Source organism: Agrobacterium sp. CCNWLW155 (assembly GCF_036888815.1).
GTDB classification, from domain to species: Bacteria; Pseudomonadota; Alphaproteobacteria; order Rhizobiales; family Rhizobiaceae; genus Agrobacterium; species Agrobacterium radiobacter.
Genome location: NZ_JBAKFW010000001.1, coordinates 516,996 through 531,878, shown reverse-complemented (window position 1 = coordinate 531,878; position 14,883 = coordinate 516,996). Strand labels below are relative to the sequence as shown.

General features: G+C 59.4%; 16 protein-coding genes. 5 read left to right on the top strand and 11 right to left on the bottom strand.

Annotated elements, in window-relative coordinates; genetic code table 11:
* Positions 1-77: 77 nt before the first annotated feature.
* Both V6S97_RS02675 and V6S97_RS02670 read left to right on the top strand, forming a co-directional pair.
* Positions 78-1,265 carry a bifunctional 2-C-methyl-D-erythritol 4-phosphate cytidylyltransferase/2-C-methyl-D-erythritol 2,4-cyclodiphosphate synthase gene (locus V6S97_RS02675; protein ID WP_112277791.1) on the top strand — a complete coding sequence of 396 codons (1,188 nt, stop codon included), beginning with the start codon at positions 78-80 and terminating at the stop codon, positions 1,263-1,265.
* Positions 1,262-1,771, top strand: a complete 510-nt coding sequence (locus V6S97_RS02670) for a CinA family protein (RefSeq protein WP_334426035.1) — start codon at positions 1,262-1,264, stop codon at positions 1,769-1,771. Before V6S97_RS02675 ends, V6S97_RS02670 begins: the two co-directional genes overlap by 4 nt.
* On the opposite strand, the gene V6S97_RS02665 is transcribed toward V6S97_RS02670, so the two are convergent.
* Positions 1,753-2,208, bottom strand: a complete 456-nt coding sequence (locus V6S97_RS02665) for a type II toxin-antitoxin system RatA family toxin (RefSeq protein ID WP_107675517.1) — start codon at positions 2,206-2,208, stop codon at positions 1,753-1,755. The two genes, V6S97_RS02670 and V6S97_RS02665, sit on opposite strands and share 19 nt — an antisense overlap.
* A gap of 9 nt (positions 2,209-2,217) precedes the next feature.
* Positions 2,218-2,787, bottom strand: a complete 570-nt coding sequence (locus V6S97_RS02660; protein ID WP_035212510.1) for an ATPase AAA — start codon at positions 2,785-2,787, stop codon at positions 2,218-2,220.
* Positions 2,788-3,036: 249 nt separating this feature from the next.
* On the opposite strand from V6S97_RS02660, the gene V6S97_RS02655 reads away from it, so the two are divergent.
* From V6S97_RS02655 to V6S97_RS02645, 3 genes are all read left to right on the top strand, one after another.
* Positions 3,037-3,213: a hypothetical protein gene (locus V6S97_RS02655; protein ID WP_003496171.1), complete on the top strand. Its 177-nt coding sequence runs from the start codon at positions 3,037-3,039 to the stop codon at positions 3,211-3,213.
* Positions 3,214-3,341: 128 nt separating this feature from the next.
* Positions 3,342-4,076, top strand: coding sequence for a helix-turn-helix transcriptional regulator (locus V6S97_RS02650; RefSeq protein WP_060726183.1), 735 nt, complete (start codon positions 3,342-3,344; stop codon positions 4,074-4,076).
* A gap of 93 nt (positions 4,077-4,169) precedes the next feature.
* Positions 4,170-5,099 carry a DMT family transporter gene (locus V6S97_RS02645; protein ID WP_334426033.1) on the top strand — a complete coding sequence of 310 codons (930 nt, stop codon included), beginning with the start codon at positions 4,170-4,172 and terminating at the stop codon, positions 5,097-5,099.
* Between the two features lie 200 nt (positions 5,100-5,299).
* Here V6S97_RS02645 and lipA read toward each other — a convergent pair whose 3' ends face one another.
* From lipA to eno, 9 genes are all read right to left on the bottom strand, one after another.
* Positions 5,300-6,271: a lipoyl synthase gene (gene lipA, locus V6S97_RS02640; RefSeq protein ID WP_087743870.1), complete on the bottom strand. Its 972-nt coding sequence runs from the start codon at positions 6,269-6,271 to the stop codon at positions 5,300-5,302.
* A gap of 104 nt (positions 6,272-6,375) precedes the next feature.
* Positions 6,376-6,624: a GlsB/YeaQ/YmgE family stress response membrane protein gene (locus tag V6S97_RS02635; protein ID WP_003502608.1), complete on the bottom strand. Its 249-nt coding sequence runs from the start codon at positions 6,622-6,624 to the stop codon at positions 6,376-6,378.
* 96 nt (positions 6,625-6,720) lie between these two features.
* Entirely contained in the window at positions 6,721-8,166 is a 1,446-nt protein-coding gene (gene lpdA / locus V6S97_RS02630) for a dihydrolipoyl dehydrogenase (protein ID WP_003502607.1), read from the bottom strand.
* Positions 8,167-8,226: 60 nt separating this feature from the next.
* A complete protein-coding gene (locus V6S97_RS02625; RefSeq protein ID WP_003502606.1) occupies positions 8,227-8,871 on the bottom strand; it encodes an SGNH/GDSL hydrolase family protein in 645 nt (214 codons plus the stop codon).
* A gap of 12 nt (positions 8,872-8,883) precedes the next feature.
* Positions 8,884-10,233: a pyruvate dehydrogenase complex dihydrolipoamide acetyltransferase gene (locus V6S97_RS02620; protein WP_003502605.1), complete on the bottom strand. Its 1,350-nt coding sequence runs from the start codon at positions 10,231-10,233 to the stop codon at positions 8,884-8,886.
* A 14-nt stretch (positions 10,234-10,247) separates the two neighbouring features.
* On the bottom strand, positions 10,248-11,669 hold the full coding sequence (locus tag V6S97_RS02615; protein ID WP_003502603.1) for a pyruvate dehydrogenase complex E1 component subunit beta: 1,422 nt from the start codon (positions 11,667-11,669) through the stop codon (positions 10,248-10,250).
* Positions 11,670-11,686: 17 nt separating this feature from the next.
* A complete protein-coding gene (gene pdhA / locus V6S97_RS02610) occupies positions 11,687-12,730 on the bottom strand; it encodes a pyruvate dehydrogenase (acetyl-transferring) E1 component subunit alpha (protein WP_003502601.1) in 1,044 nt (347 codons plus the stop codon).
* 153 nt (positions 12,731-12,883) lie between these two features.
* A complete protein-coding gene (locus V6S97_RS02605) occupies positions 12,884-13,201 on the bottom strand; it encodes an FtsB family cell division protein (protein ID WP_003502598.1) in 318 nt (105 codons plus the stop codon).
* A gap of 304 nt (positions 13,202-13,505) precedes the next feature.
* A complete protein-coding gene (gene eno / locus V6S97_RS02600; protein WP_003502596.1) occupies positions 13,506-14,780 on the bottom strand; it encodes a phosphopyruvate hydratase in 1,275 nt (424 codons plus the stop codon).
* Positions 14,781-14,883 lie beyond the last annotated feature (103 nt).

Sequence of the window (14,883 nt, the reverse complement as noted above, 5' to 3'; positions counted from 1 at the left end):
GGTTTTGAAACGCTAGAGCAGGACTGTCAACCGCTAAGGGTTGCGCGCAAAGCATATGACCAATGCAGGAAAGTACTATGAAACTCGGCATCGTCATCGTCGCCGCGGGACGCGGTGAAAGGGCAGGCTCGCCACAGGAAGGGCCGAAGCAATATCGCCCGATCGGCGGAAGGGCCGTGATCGAGCATACATTGGCGACGTTCCTCGGCTGGAATGGCGCCTCCCCCATCGTGGTCGTCAGCCATGCCGACGATAAAGCACTGCTGTCACCAATCCTGCAGCGACTGGATGCGGGTGAGCGGATTGTCACCGTAACAGGCGGCGCGACGCGCCAGCAATCGGTGCTGGCCGGGCTGGAGGCGCTCGCCTCGGAAGAGCTGACGCATGTTATGATCCATGACGCCGTGCGGCCTTTCGTCGCCGTGGACATGCTGGAACGCATCATCGCCCTGCATCAGGCTGGCGCCACCGGCGTTCTGCCTGCCCTGCCCGTCACCGATACACTGAAGCGCGGCTCTGACGACCTCGTCGTACAGACAGTTTCCCGGCAGGGTCTTTATGCGGCGCAGACACCGCAGAGCTTCAATTACGGTGATATTCTTCGCGCGCATCGCGCTGCTGCTGCTTCCGGCAAAACGGATTTCACCGATGACGCATCCATCGCCGAATGGGCCGGGCTGACGGTGACGCTGACCGAAGGTTCGGTCGACAACGTAAAACTCACTCTCAAGCGGGATATCGCCATGGCCGATGAAAAGCTTTCTCACGGATTGCCCGACGTGCGCACCGGCAATGGTTACGACGTGCATCAGCTGGAGGCCGGGGATGGCGTCACCCTCTGCGGCATCTTCATCGAGCATGACCAGAGACTGAAAGGTCATTCGGATGCCGATGTGGCGCTGCATGCGCTGACCGATGCGCTGCTCGCCACCTGCGGCGCCGGCGATATCGGCGACCATTTCCCGCCCTCGGATCCGCAATGGAAGGGTGCGGCCTCCCGTATCTTCCTCGAACACGCGGCCAAGGTGGTGCGTGACAATGGCGGCACGATCATGAATGCCGACGTTTCGCTGATCGCCGAAGCGCCACGCATCGGTCCGCACCGCCAGGCCATGCGGGAAGCGCTTTCGGACATGCTCGGCATCGCGCTGGAGCGCTGCTCGGTGAAAGCGACAACCAACGAGACGATTGGCTTCGTCGGCCGTCGTGAGGGCATCGCGGCGATAGCCACCGCTACCGTCGTCTACCGGGGCAGACCGCTATGAGCCTTTTTCCCGCTGACATAGAAGAACTGGCGCGGCGAATCATCACCGATTTCACCGCCCGCGGTTTCATGGTCTCGACAGCTGAGAGCTGCACGGGCGGCCTGATCGCCGGCGCGCTGACAGAGATTGCCGGCTCCTCCGCCGTCGTGGACCGTGGTTTCGTTACCTATACCAATGAAGCCAAGATGGACATGCTGGGAGTTGGCGTCGAGACACTGGCGAATTTCGGCGCGGTCTCCCGGCAGACGGCGCGGCAGATGGCGCATGGCGCCCTGTTCCGTTCACGGGCGGATTTTGCCGTGGCTGTAACCGGCATTGCAGGCCCGAGTGGCGGCTCTTCGGAAAAACCGGTGGGATTGGTGCATCTGGCGGCCAAGGCGCGCAATGGCCAGAGCCTGCACAAAGAGATGCATTACGGCGACATTGGTCGCACCGAAATCCGTCTTGCGACGGTTAAGACAGCGCTCGAAATGCTGACTGCACTTAGTCAGGCCGGGTCAGCATAAATCTTGTCGGCGCGGGTCTCGAAGGCTTCCGCGAACATGCGGAACGCCCGGTCGAACATCGACCCCATGACCGCGCCGAGCAGTCGGTTCTTGAATTCATAGTCAATGAAGAAATGAATGGCTGAGCCGCCCTCGTCCGAGGCCTCAAAACGCCAGCGATTTTCGAGATATTTGAATGGTCCGTCGATATATTTCACATCGATGGCGCGCTCCGCAGGGTTCAGCAGCACCTGGGTGGTGAAGGTCTCACGAATGGCCTTGTAACCCACCGTCATGTCAGCCACCAGCAGCATCTTGCCGTCGCGTTCCTTGCGCGAGCGGACGGTGAGCGCCTCGCAAAGGGGAAGAAACTGCGGATATTTCTCCACATCGGCGACGAGGTCGTACATGCGGTCGGGCGAGTGTTTGACAAGGCGATGCGTTTCGAACTGTGGCATGAGCGGCAGTTAATCCTCGATAACGAGAAGATCAAGAAGGCGGCGAAACTGTTTTCGGCTTTTCAGCTGGAATACCGGCACATCAGGACCATAAAGCGCGAAATTCTGCTCAAAAATCGGGGCGTGGCGGCGTTCGAAATTCCAGATATAGCGCAGGAAATCGATGTCTATCCTTTCGGGACATCCCTCCGCCATTTCGGGCCGCGCCTTGCCGTAACCCTTGATCGCCCGGCTGACGGCGCCCCACAGGCAGAGCCAGCGCGGCATGCGCACCCAGAGAACGATGTGGGACCTCGGCAGGCGCATATCGAAAGACGACGGGTTGCTGCCGTCCATCAGCCAGCGCTCTTCGGTGATGATGGCGGCTATCCTCTGCCGCTGCTCATGGCGGGCGCGCGCCTGCCAGCCGGGCAGCCAGAAAATCTCCCGATCCATGGAGATATAACGAAGCCCGAAATTGCCCGCGAGCTTCTGCGAAAGCGTCGACTTGCCGCCGCCGGAACAGCCAACGACCAATATGCGCTGCGCGCCGGCGATAATCGCGGCAGCATCTTCTACCCTGTGAAGATAGTTCGGCATTTGATAGACCTCATCCAACCGCTGGATATATTTCTGCCACCCGGTCATAACCCTTGAGCGATATCGTTACCGCGCATGGCAGTTACGGAAAATTGACTATTGTAACTCCGTCGCAGGGATTGCTATTTATTTGCGACTAATATTACACCCATTGGATGCAACGGCGCTGGAAGCTCCCAATTTCACCCAGCGTATTCATCCTTGGGTTCAGACCCGATACATAACCGCTTTGAGCCACTGAGTGAGCCGATGGACGATTTTTCCAACATCATCAACCTTCTCGAATCCGCAAAACAACTCGCATCGATGAACGGCATGCCGGTGCTTGCCTATCTTATCGATGTCGCGAAATGCGAGGCGAGAGAAAACAAGCCGGTTCTGCGCAAGCGCAAACGCGGCGAATCGACCGCCAAGGAAGACTGTTAATTGCCGGCGCGCAGAGCCGACGGATAAAGCCGACTGGCCCAATCTTCAAGACGATGTCATAATCAAACAATGAAACCGGCCGCTTTTTCGAGGCGGCCATTTCTTTGCACAATGGAAACGACAGCGTCATGACAGCCGCATCCGCCGATATCAGAACCTACAGGGAAGAAAGACCGAAGGAACGGCATGGCTTCGTTCAGATCGTTCTTCCGGTCTCCGGGCGTCTGCTGATCGATGTAGCCGGACGGCAGGATGAATTGTCGACCGGGCGCGGCGTCTTCATCCATCGCGACACACCGCATACCCAGGAAGCGACAGCGAGCAATCACTCACTGGTGGTCGATATCGATGAAAGCGCCCTTCCCGCGCAAACCCTCGAAAAATTCGCCCGTTCGCCGTTTCTCGACATAGCGCAGGATACCCGGCAATTGATCGCCTATATGCGCGGCATCATCGGAGCGGATGGGCGGCGCGACGATATTGCCGGTCTGTGGGCGCCGCTGCTGATCGACAGCCTGGCCGACGAACGAACCGATATCCGCCAACGCCTGCACAGGCTCGCCGCGGTCGTCAGGGCGGAACCGTTCTTCCCCTGGACCATCGGGATGCTTGCCTCCTGCGTGACGATCAGCGACAGCCGTCTGCATGCTCTGTTTCTCGAAGAATTCGGCCTCCCACCTCACCGCTGGCTGGCCGGGCTGCGCATGGACAAGGTCTTTGCATTGCTCGACGATTCCGCCCTGCCAATTGCCGAGATTGCCCTACGGGCCGGCTTTTCCGACCAGACGGCACTGACGCGCGCCATGCGCAATGCGGTGGGTGAAACGCCCGCTGCCTATCGCCGAAACCGCGGCATTCATTAGAACCGTCTACACGGTCATCAGGAGTTTTTGTCAAGACAGCCGGAAGGGGCTGTGGCACATCGCAGGCAAATGCGAATGCGGATGTGACAGGACATGAACAGGACAGGTCTCGGTGTTTTTTATGGCATGCTGGCGGGAGCGATGTGGGGAGGCATCTTTCTCGCCCCCAAACTCGTGCCGGATTTTTCCGCCCTACAACTGTCGACGGCGCGTTACCTCACCTACGGGCTGATTTCCCTCATCATCATCGGACCGCGCATCAGGCGGGTTTCCGCCCGTTTTGGCGTGCGGGAATGGTTTGCGCTCGGCTGGCTGAGCATGATCGGCAATATCGCCTATTATGTCTTCATATCGACAGCCGTTAAACTCAGCGGTGTCGCTTTCACCTCCATCATCATCGGTTTCCTGCCCGTCGCCGTCACCATCATCGGCAGTCGCGACCACGGCGCGGTATCGCTCCGGCGGCTATGGCCGTCGCTTGTTTTCGGCGCAATCGGCATTGTCGGCATTTCCTGGCAATCGCTGGTGCAAGGCGATGGTGGGCTCAATGTTTCACGCGTCATCGGCCTTGCCTGCGCGCTCGGCGCACTGGCCTCCTGGACGGCCTTTGCCGTCGGCAACGCCCGCTGGCTTTCCCGCCTTCACGATGTCAGTGCCGATGACTGGAACATGATGACGGGTGTGGTGACCGGCGCGCTGGCGCTGGTGCTGGCAATTCCGGCTTTCGGCTTTGGTGGCGCAAACCACGCTTCCGGGGATTGGCTGCATTTCGCCGCCGTTGCCGCAGGCCTCGGCGTCACCGCCTCCATTATCGGCAATGCGCTATGGAACCGCATGAGCCGACTTCTACCACTCACCATGGTCGGACAGATGATCCTGTTCGAAACGCTGTTTGCGCTGCTTTACGGTTTTCTCTGGGAGGGACGTGGCCCGACGCTGGTTGAGGCCGTCGCGATCTGCTCAGTAGTGCTGAGCGTGGTGCTGTGCATGCGGGCGCATCGGCCGAAGAAGGTTGTGGCCTGATCGGCTTGTGGGGCCGAAAACAGGCGATTGAGCCATTTCGTAAGGTTCGCCTCCAGCTCAACGTCATCCTCGGGCCCGTCCCGAGGATACAATCACGTATCGTAAAGTACAGAGGTTGCAGATGCTCGGGACAAGCCCGAGCATGAGAGCGTGCAAAACGTGCGATGACACGTCGTTTTGCCCAGCCTTTCCGCCCCTGATTACTCAGCAGCAGCCAGCAGCTTCTTCTCGCGGGCAGCACGCAGGCGCTCGAAATCGTCGCCGGCATGGTGCGAGGAGCGGGTCAACGGGCTCGACGAGACCATCAGGAAGCCCTTGGTATAGGCCACCGTCTCGTAGGACTTGAATTCCTCCGGTGTCACGAAGGCCTCGACCTTGTGGTGCTTGCGGGTCGGCTGCAGATACTGGCCGATGGTCAGGAAGTCCACATCGGCGCTGCGCAGGTCGTCCATCAACTGCAGCACTTCGTTTCGCTCTTCGCCGAGACCGACCATGATGCCAGACTTGGTGAACATGGTGGGATCGAGTTCCTTCACCCGCTGCAAGAGGCGCACGGAGTGGAAATAGCGCGCACCGGGGCGAACCGTCAGGTAGTTGCCCGGGACGGTTTCCATATTGTGGTTGAAGACATCGGGCTTGGCCGCAACAACACGTTCCAGCGCGCCCGGCTTCTTCAGGAAGTCAGGCGTGAGGATTTCGATGGTCGTCGTCGGAGACGCCGCACGGATCGCCCAGATCACCTTCTCGAAATGTTCAGCGCCGCCATCGGCGAGGTCATCGCGGTCGACCGAGGTTATGACGACATGCGACAGGCCCATCTGCTTCACGGCCTTGGCGACATTCTCGGGCTCATCCATGTCAAGCGGATTGGGCTTGCCGGTCGCGACGTTGCAGAAGGCGCAGGCGCGGGTGCAGATTTCACCCATGATCATGAACGTCGCGTGCTTCTTGTCCCAGCATTCGCCGATATTCGGACAGCCGGCTTCCTCGCACACCGTTACCAGCTTGTGGCTGCGCACCAGTTCGCGCGTCTCGTGATAGCCCTTGGAGGTCGGCGCCTTGACGCGGATCCATTCCGGTTTGCGCATGACCTCGGTATCGGGCTTGTGCGCCTTTTCCGGGTGACGGATACGCTTTTCTTCGGACGACGTCCTGTCGAGAATAGTGACCATTAAAAACCTGCTTCCATCGCCTTTAGCGATCTAAACATCTGTTGGCCGGATGCTTTAGAACAATTCCAGAAAAAGCGTAAGCCCCTTCGGGTCACGAAGCCTTGTCAGCGCCGCACCAGCTTCGCCAGAAACAGCAGCAAGCTTGCCCCGAGGAAAGACGTGACGAAGTAGCCGAGCCTGCTGTCCTGGACGAAAACATCGAAGGTTCTCAGCACCGCAACAGCCACCACCGAACCGACGATGCCGAGGACGATGTTCATGAAAACGCCGAAGCGCATGTCCATGAGCTTGCCCGCAAGCCAGCCGGCGAGACCGCCGATGATGATTGCTGCAATCCAGCCTACACTTTCCATTCCACGCTCCCTGAAAGAACCGGCCCCTTGAGCGGCCTGCATCGAGACATATGGGACACCCGGCAGGGTTAGACAATGCCGGGTATCACGGAGCACTTATGCGTTCAGAACACGCCCATAGGCGTCGAGCACGCTTTCCTTCATCGACTCCGAAATCGTCGGATGCGGGAAGATCGTGTGCATCAGGTCTTCTTCCGTCGTCTCGAGATTCATGGCGACAACGAAGCCCTGAATGAGCTCGGTCACTTCCGCACCGACCATATGCGCGCCGAGCAGTTCACCGGTCTTTTTATCGAAGATAGTCTTGACCATACCCTGATCTTCGCCGAGTGCCACGGCCTTGCCGTTCGCAGCAAAGGAGAAGCGACCGACGCGGATATCGCGGCCCTGTTCCTTCGCCTTGGCTTCGGTGAGGCCGACAGAAGCGACCTGCGGGTTGCAATAGGTGCAGCCGGGAATCTTGAGCTTGTCCATCGGATGGACATTCGGCAGACCTGCAATCTTTTCGACGCAGATGACGGCCTCATGCTCCGCCTTGTGGGCGAGCAGCGGCGGGCCAGCAACATCGCCGATGGCGTAGATACCAGGTACATTGGTCTTGCCGTAACCGTCGATGACGATGAAGCCGCGATCGGTCTTCACGCCGGCAGCCTCAAGCCCGATACCTTCGATATTGGCGACGACGCCGACGGCGGAAATCATGCGGTCGGCCGTGATCTTTTCGGAAGAACCATCCTTCTTCTCAAGCGTCGCGGTGATGGAGTTCGCGCCCTTCTCGACCTTGGAAACCTTGGTCTCCAGATGGATTTTCATGCCCTGCTTTTCGAGCTGCTTCTTGGCGAAGGTGGAGATTTCCGCGTCTTCAACCGGCATGACCTGGCTCATGATTTCGACGACGGTGACGTCGACGCCCATGGTGCGGTAGAAGCTGGCGAATTCGATGCCGATGGCGCCCGACCCCATGACGAGCAGCGACTTCGGCAGTTCTTCCGGCTTCATCGCCTCGAAATAGGTCCAGATCAGCTTGCCATCCGGCTCGATGCCCGGAAGCGCGCGCGGGCGTGCGCCGGTGGCGACGATGATGTGCTTGGCGGTATAGGTGCCCTCGCCCAGCGTGTTTTTCGGCACGGGACCCTGCGGCTGAACCACCGGCTTGGTGGACTTTCCGACAACGATTTCGCCCGGCTTGGTGATCTTGGCTTCACCCCAGATGATATCGACCTTGTTCTTCTTGAACAGGAAACCGACGCCATTGTTCATGCGCGCAGCAATGCCGCGCGAGCGCGCCACAATCGCCTTGACGTCAGGCTTGATCGAGCCTTCCAGCGTCAGACCGTAATCCTTGGCGTGGGTGGCGGTGTGCATGACATCGGCGGTGCGCAGCAGCGCCTTGGTGGGAATGCAGCCCCAGTTGGAGCAGATGCCGGCCAGATGCTCGCGCTCCACGACCGCAACCTTCATGCCGAGCTGGGCTGCGCGGATCGCGGCAATGTAACCGCCTGGTCCCGAACCGATGATGATGACGTCATAAGATTGAGCCATTGGAAATCCTGCCTTGTCTTATTCGGGTGACGGCAAACCGCCCCGAAACGAGAATGAGTGTCAAAGTCCGAGCATCATGCGGACGACAGGCTCCAGCCCGCGCCCGATGGCCCGCGTGTTTTCAGCGTCGAGATGGACGCCGTCCACCGGCGTCGTGCGGGCGACAGACCCGGCATCGAAAAATCCGCAGTCGAGGTCGTCGGCAAGGTCCCGGTAAACGGAAGCCAGCATCGCCGACTCATCGATTGCATCGCGAAAGATCGCGCCCATGACAGGGTTTGCCGTCTCACTGAGTTGCGGTGGCGCGACGATCAGCACGTCAGGCGCTTCCCAGTCCGTAACTTGCCAGACATGGTTGCGCGTGAGCTTCACCAGCCGCTCGATACCCTTCATGGCGACAATCGCCGAGCCGTGGATCGACGGTTTCATGTCGTTGGTGCCGAGCATGATGATGACGAGATCAAGCGGCGCATGGCTGTGCAGCAGCGTCGGCAGAAGCCGCGCGCCGTTGCGGTCGCAATCGGCCGTCAGGTCGTCATAGGCGGTGGTGCGGCCGCCAAGACCCTCATGGATCACATGCACGTCGGAACCGAGCGCCTTCTGCAAGACGCTCGGCCAAAGATCGTCATGGCTGTGCCGGCCACCCGTTTCCGCATCAGATCCCCAGGTCAGGGAATCGCCAAAGCAGAGGACCGACTTCACCATGTTATTCTCCGATCAAACCAGCATGCCCATCGGGTTTTCGATGTAGCGCTTGAAGGCGCCGATCAGTTCGGCTCCGAGCGCGCCATCGACGCAGCGGTGGTCAGTGGAAAGCGTGACCGTCATGACATTGGCGATCTTGATCTCGCCGTTCTTCACGACAGCGCGCTGTTCGCCCGCACCGACAGCCAGGATGGTGGCATGCGGCGGGTTGATGACGGCGGAGAAGCTCTTGACGCCCATCATGCCCATGTTGGACACGGCCGTTGTGCCGCCCTGATACTCCTCGGGCTTCAGCTTGCGCTCTTTCGCGCGCTTGCCGTAGTCCTTCATCTCGTTGGAGATGGTGGAGAGCGACTTCTCTTCCGCCTTGCGGATGATCGGCGTAATCAGGCCACCCGGAATGGAAACGGCAACGCCGACATCCGAATGCTTGTGCTTGACCATGTTGCTTTCCGTCCAGGAGACGTTGGCATCAGGCACGTCGCGCAGCGCGAGAGCCAGCGCCTTGATGACCATGTCGTTGACCGAAAGCTTGTAGGCGGGCTTGCCGTCCTTTTCGGGAGCGGCGGCGTTGAGCTGGGCGCGCAGCGCCAGAAGCGTATCCAGTTCGCAATCCACGGAAACGTAGAAATGCGGAACGGTCTGCTTGGATTCGACCAGACGCTTGGCAATGACCTTGCGCATGCCGTCATGCGGCACCAGCTCGTAGGAACCCGGCTCGAACAGCTTGAGAACGGCTTCGTCGGACGGACCCTTGGCAAGTGCCGGAGCCGGTGCGCCTGCGGATGCTGCGGCGGCAGGAGCTGCCTTCGCACCACCGGAAGCGGCAGCCTTTTCCACGTCGGTCTTGACGATGCGGCCATGCGGGCCGGACCCGGAGACGGCCGTGAGGTCGAGACCGGCTTCCTTGGCAAGACGACGGGCAAGCGGCGAAGCGAAAATGCGCTCACCAGACTTTGCCACCGGAGCCGGTGTGGAAGCTGCGGCTGCCTGATCGGCTACAGGCTTTTCAGCTTTGACTGGCGCAGCTTCGCTCTTCTCTTCCTTCGGTGCCTCGGCTTTGGCCTGAGACGGAGCAGGCGCGGCATTGCCGCCCTGTGCCGCCTCGGCGACATCTTCGCCTTCCGCAGCGAGGATGGCGATCAGGGCGTTGACCTTGACCGCTTCAGTGCCGGCGGGAACGACCAGCTTGGCGACCGTGCCCTCATCGACGGCTTCCACTTCCATGGTCGCCTTGTCGGTCTCGATCTCGGCAATCACGTCACCGGGTGCGACCTTGTCGCCTTCCTTGACCAGCCACTTGGCCAGATTGCCCTCTTCCATGGTGGGAGAAAGGGCAGGCATGGTGATGTTTATCGGCATCGAAACGCCTCCCCTTACTTGTAGCAGACGGTTTTGACGGCCTGAACGACTTCATCGACGTTGGGCAGAGCCAGCTTTTCGAGGTTTGCCGCGTAAGGCATTGGAACGTCCTTGCCGGCGATCGTCAGGATCGGCGCATCGAGATAGTCGAAAGCGGCGCGCATGACCTGGTTGGCGATGAAGTCACCGACCGATGACTGCGGGAAACCTTCCTCGACCGTGACCAGACGACCGGTCTTCTTGACCGATTCGATGACGGTGGGCAGATCCATCGGACGGATGGTGCGCAGATCGATCAGTTCGACGTCGATGCCCAGCTTTTCGAGTTCCGCAACCGCCTTGATCGCGTAGGTCATGCCGATGCCGAAGGAAACGATGGTCGCGTCCGTGCCCTTGCGATGAATGCGCGCCTTGCCGATTGGCAGCACGAAATCATCGAGCTTCGGTACTTCGAAGCTCTGGCCGTAGAGAATTTCGTTCTCAAGGAAGATGACCGGGTTCGGATCGCGGATAGCCGCCTTCAGAAGACCCTTCGCGTCGGCAGCCGTATACGGCATGACGACCTTGAGGCCCGGAATATGGCTGTACCAGGCGGCATAACACTGCGAATGCTGAGCGCCAACGCGGGCGGCAGCACCCGAAGGACCGCGGAACACCATCGGCGCACCCATCTGGCCGCCCGACATGTAAAGTGTCTTCGCTGCCGAGTTGACGATCTGGTCGATCGCCTGCATGGCGAAGTTGAAGGTCATGAATTCGACGATGGGCCGCAGGCCCGTCATTGCCGCACCAACGCCGATACCGGCAAAACCGTGCTCGGTGATCGGGGTGTCGATGACGCGGCGTTCGCCGAATTCCTGCAACAGGCCTTGGGTAATCTTGTAGGCGCCCTGATATTCGGCGACTTCCTCACCCATGACGAAGACTTTTTCGTCGGCGCGCATTTCTTCGGCCATGGCGTCGCGCAGCGCTTCACGCACCGTCGTCATCACCATTTCCGTGCCTTCAGGAATATCCGGATCGGCAGCGACTTCGATCTTAGGTGCTGCCGGAACCTTTGCGGCTTCCTTGGCAGCGCTCGGCTCCTCGGATGCTTCGCGGGTCTTGCCGCCTGCGGCATCCGAATCGGAATTTGCAGCTTCAGCCTTCGGCTCTTCCTTCTTGGCGGAAGAAGAGATGTCGGCAGCGCTTTCGCCTTCCTGGATGAGAACGGCGATCGGCGTGTTGACCTTGACGCCTTCGGTGCCGGCGTCGATCAGCAGCTTGCCGATAACACCTTCATCCACAGCTTCCACTTCCATGGTCGCCTTGTCGGTCTCGATCTCGGCAATCACGTCGCCGGATGTGACCTTGTCGCCTTCCTTTTTAAGCCATTTGGAAAGCGTGCCTTCCTCCATGGTCGGGGAAAGGGCGGGCATAAGAATTTCTACTGGCATGGGTTTCCCTTTCCCGATCAGAGCAGAATGTCGGTGTAGAGCTCGGATACATCCGGCTCTGGGTCGTTCTGGGCGAAGTCTGCGCTATCGGCGACGATATCACGGACATCCTTGTCGATGGCCTTCAACTCGTCTTCGCTTGCCCAGCCCTGCTCCAGAAGCCGTGCCTTGACCTGCTCGATCGGGTCATGTTCGGAGCGCATCTTCTGCACTTCGTCTTTCGAACGGTATTTCGCCGGGTCGGACATGGAGTGACCACGGTAACGGTAGGTCAGCATTTCCAGAATGATCGGCCCCTTGCCGGAGCGGCAATGTTCCAGCGCCTGATCGGCGGCTGCCTTTACGGCGCGCACATCCATGCCATCCACCTGGATGCCGGGAATGCCGAAGGACTGGCCGCGCAGCGAATAGTTCGACTGTGCGGTGGCGCGGGCGGTCGAGGTGCCCATGGCGTAACGGTTGTTTTCAACGATATAGATGATCGGCAGTTTCCAGAGAGCGGCCATGTTGAAGCTCTCGTAGACCTGACCCTGGTTGGCGGCGCCGTCACCGAAATAGGTCACGGAGACATTGTCGTTGCCGCGATATTTATTGGCGAAGGCTAGACCGGTTCCGAGCGAAACCTGCGCACCGACGATGCCGTGGCCGCCGTAGAAATGCTTCTCCTTGGAGAACATGTGCATCGAGCCGCCCTTGCCTTTCGACAGGCCGCCCTTGCGGCCGGTCAATTCGGCCATGACGCCACGCGCGCTCATGCCCAGAGCCAACATATGGCCGTGGTCACGGTAAGCGGTGATGACCTGATCGCCTTCCTTCTGAGACATCTGCATGCCGACAACAACGGCTTCCTGACCGATGTAGAGGTGACAGAAACCACCGATGAAGCCCATGCCGTAAAGCTGGCCGGCTTTTTCCTCGAAGCGACGGATGAGAAGCATCTCACGATAGGCGTGAAGCTCTTCTTCCTTCGAAAAGTCCGGGCTGTTCTTACCGGTGAATTCGCCTGCAGCCTTTGCCGTTGTCTTTCGGCCGGATACGGTCGCTGGTTTTCGCGGCGCCATTCATCCCTCCCTGAGTTGCCGTTTGAATGGATAGAGTGGCGCGTACCATATGCAAGAAAATGCCATGCAGCAATGCTTTAAACGCATGGCACATATTCACGCTAAAGTGCTGTGAATAAATCACAAATCATTAATTAACTTGATTTCGGTTAATTAGAAGTAGGTATTCATGATGACAATTTCGTCCGTACGGGACATATTGAGCTGATAGCGCGAAATCTCGTCGATCATGTCCCGCTCAAGCGAGCCGTCGCTCATCAATTCCACCTGCCGCTCAAGCGCCACGCGCGCCTGCGTGAGCTTTGCGAGCTCCGCGGTGCGGGTAATGCGCTGCCGCTCCAGCCGCTCCGTCGCCTGCAGGCCGAAGTCGCCATGAATGGAATGATACCCGAAATAGGAAAGAAAAGCGATCGTGATGGCCGGAACGATCAAACGGCCGAATCGTCTCTTTTTATGATGTCTGGTCCACATGCCGGAGAGAAGCCTTAAAACGCACAACGTGATTCTGAGACTAAGCCGGATTGTTTAACTATCCGTTGACCTTAAATTCCTGTCGGCTGACGGACGCAAAAAAGCCCGCCGGAAGGCGGGCTACGTTTGCAAAGAAAGTTCTCCTCTCAACTTCGTCATCCTCGCCCTTGGGACGAGGATCTATAAGTGGTTTGGAAGGTGGATCCTCGGGTCAGGCCCGAGGACGACGTCTCATGCGTGGACACGTCTTTCACCAACCTCAGCCCGCCAAGCGGCGGGCCACGTCGCCAAACCTGAACGCGAATTATCCGCGCAGGATCGAACGGCCGGCGTAAGCGGCCTGCGGGCCCAGCATTTCCTCGATACGGATCAGCTGGTTGTACTTCGCGAGCCGGTCGGAACGGGCAAGCGAACCGGTCTTGATCTGACCGCAATTGGTGGCAACCGCGAGATCGGCGATGGTGGAATCTTCCGTTTCGCCCGAGCGGTGCGACATGACGGCGGTGTAACCGGCCTTGTGCGCCGTTTCGACCGCATCCAGCGTCTCGGAAAGCGAACCGATCTGGTTGACCTTGACGAGGATGGAGTTGGCAACCCCCATCTTGATGCCGTCGCGAAGACGTGCGGAGTTGGTGACGAAAAGATCGTCGCCCACCAGCTGGCACTTGTTGCCGACGAGATCGGTCAGCGTCTTCCAGCCTTCCCAGTCGTCTTCAGCCATGCCGTCTTCGATGGAGATGATCGGATACTTGCCGACCAGATCGGCGAGATATTCAGCCATCGCGCCCGGCTCCAGCGTGCGGCCTTCGCCTTCGAGAACGTATTTTCCGTCCTTGAAGAATTCGGTCGATGCACAGTCAAGACCAACGAACATGTCGTCGCCCGGACGGTAACCGGCCTTTTCAATCGACTTCATGATGAAATCGAGCGCAGCCGGCGCACTTTCGAGGCCCGGTGCAAAACCGCCCTCGTCGCCGACGTTGGTGTTGTGGCCCTGCGCCGACAGTTCTTTTTTCAGCGTATGGAACACTTCCGAACCCATGCGCACGGCTTCGCGGATGTTTTCCGCGCCGACCGGCAGGATCATGAATTCCTGGAAATCGATCGGGTTGTCTGCATGCGCGCCGCCATTGATGATGTTCATCATCGGAACCGGCAGCAGATGCGCGTTCGGGCCGCCGACATAACGGTAAAGCGGCAGGCCGGACGCTTCAGCGGCAGCCTTCGCAACGGCGAGCGACACGCCGAGGATGGCGTTGGCGCCGATACGCGACTTGTTCGGCGTGCCGTCGAGCGCGATCATCATCTGGTCGATCTGGATCTGGTTTTCAGCGTCGAAACCGCCAATCGCGTCGAAGATTTCCGTATTGACGGCTTCGACCGCCTTTTCCACGCCCTTGCCGAGATAACGCTTGCCGCCATCACGCAGCTCAACCGCCTCATGCGCGCCGGTGGAGGCGCCGGAGGGAACGGCGGCACGGCCCATGGAGCCGTCTTCGAGATAAACGTCGACTTCAACGGTCGGGTTGCCGCGGCTGTCGAGGATTTCGCGCGCGATGATATCGGTAATGGCAGTCATGGTCTCTCCCTTGGGAATGGAACAGATATTTTCCGTCGCCTGTCTTAGACGATGGCGAAGAAATTACAATGACGGTGGGCAGCGGAAACGGCCCGCCCGCCAT

What these genes read in the sequence shown, in the direction of transcription:
- V6S97_RS02675 (WP_112277791.1), top strand. Translation starts at nt 78, where the DNA reads ATGAAACTCGGCATCGTCATCGTCGCCGCGGGACGCGGTGAAAGGGCA.
- V6S97_RS02670 (WP_334426035.1), top strand. Translation starts at nt 1,262, where the DNA reads ATGAGCCTTTTTCCCGCTGACATAGAAGAACTGGCGCGGCGAATCATC.
- V6S97_RS02665 (WP_107675517.1), bottom strand. Translation starts at nt 2,208, where the DNA reads ATGCCACAGTTCGAAACGCATCGCCTTGTCAAACACTCGCCCGACCGC.
- V6S97_RS02660 (WP_035212510.1), bottom strand. Translation starts at nt 2,787, where the DNA reads ATGCCGAACTATCTTCACAGGGTAGAAGATGCTGCCGCGATTATCGCC.
- V6S97_RS02655 (WP_003496171.1), top strand. Translation starts at nt 3,037, where the DNA reads ATGGACGATTTTTCCAACATCATCAACCTTCTCGAATCCGCAAAACAA.
- V6S97_RS02650 (WP_060726183.1), top strand. Translation starts at nt 3,342, where the DNA reads ATGACAGCCGCATCCGCCGATATCAGAACCTACAGGGAAGAAAGACCG.
- V6S97_RS02645 (WP_334426033.1), top strand. Translation starts at nt 4,170, where the DNA reads ATGAACAGGACAGGTCTCGGTGTTTTTTATGGCATGCTGGCGGGAGCG.
- lipA (WP_087743870.1), bottom strand. Translation starts at nt 6,271, where the DNA reads ATGGTCACTATTCTCGACAGGACGTCGTCCGAAGAAAAGCGTATCCGT.
- V6S97_RS02635 (WP_003502608.1), bottom strand. Translation starts at nt 6,624, where the DNA reads ATGGAAAGTGTAGGCTGGATTGCAGCAATCATCATCGGCGGTCTCGCC.
- lpdA (WP_003502607.1), bottom strand. Translation starts at nt 8,166, where the DNA reads ATGGCTCAATCTTATGACGTCATCATCATCGGTTCGGGACCAGGCGGT.
- V6S97_RS02625 (WP_003502606.1), bottom strand. Translation starts at nt 8,871, where the DNA reads ATGGTGAAGTCGGTCCTCTGCTTTGGCGATTCCCTGACCTGGGGATCT.
- V6S97_RS02620 (WP_003502605.1), bottom strand. Translation starts at nt 10,233, where the DNA reads ATGCCGATAAACATCACCATGCCTGCCCTTTCTCCCACCATGGAAGAG.
- V6S97_RS02615 (WP_003502603.1), bottom strand. Translation starts at nt 11,669, where the DNA reads ATGCCAGTAGAAATTCTTATGCCCGCCCTTTCCCCGACCATGGAGGAA.
- pdhA (WP_003502601.1), bottom strand. Translation starts at nt 12,730, where the DNA reads ATGGCGCCGCGAAAACCAGCGACCGTATCCGGCCGAAAGACAACGGCA.
- V6S97_RS02605 (WP_003502598.1), bottom strand. Translation starts at nt 13,201, where the DNA reads ATGTGGACCAGACATCATAAAAAGAGACGATTCGGCCGTTTGATCGTT.
- eno (WP_003502596.1), bottom strand. Translation starts at nt 14,780, where the DNA reads ATGACTGCCATTACCGATATCATCGCGCGCGAAATCCTCGACAGCCGC.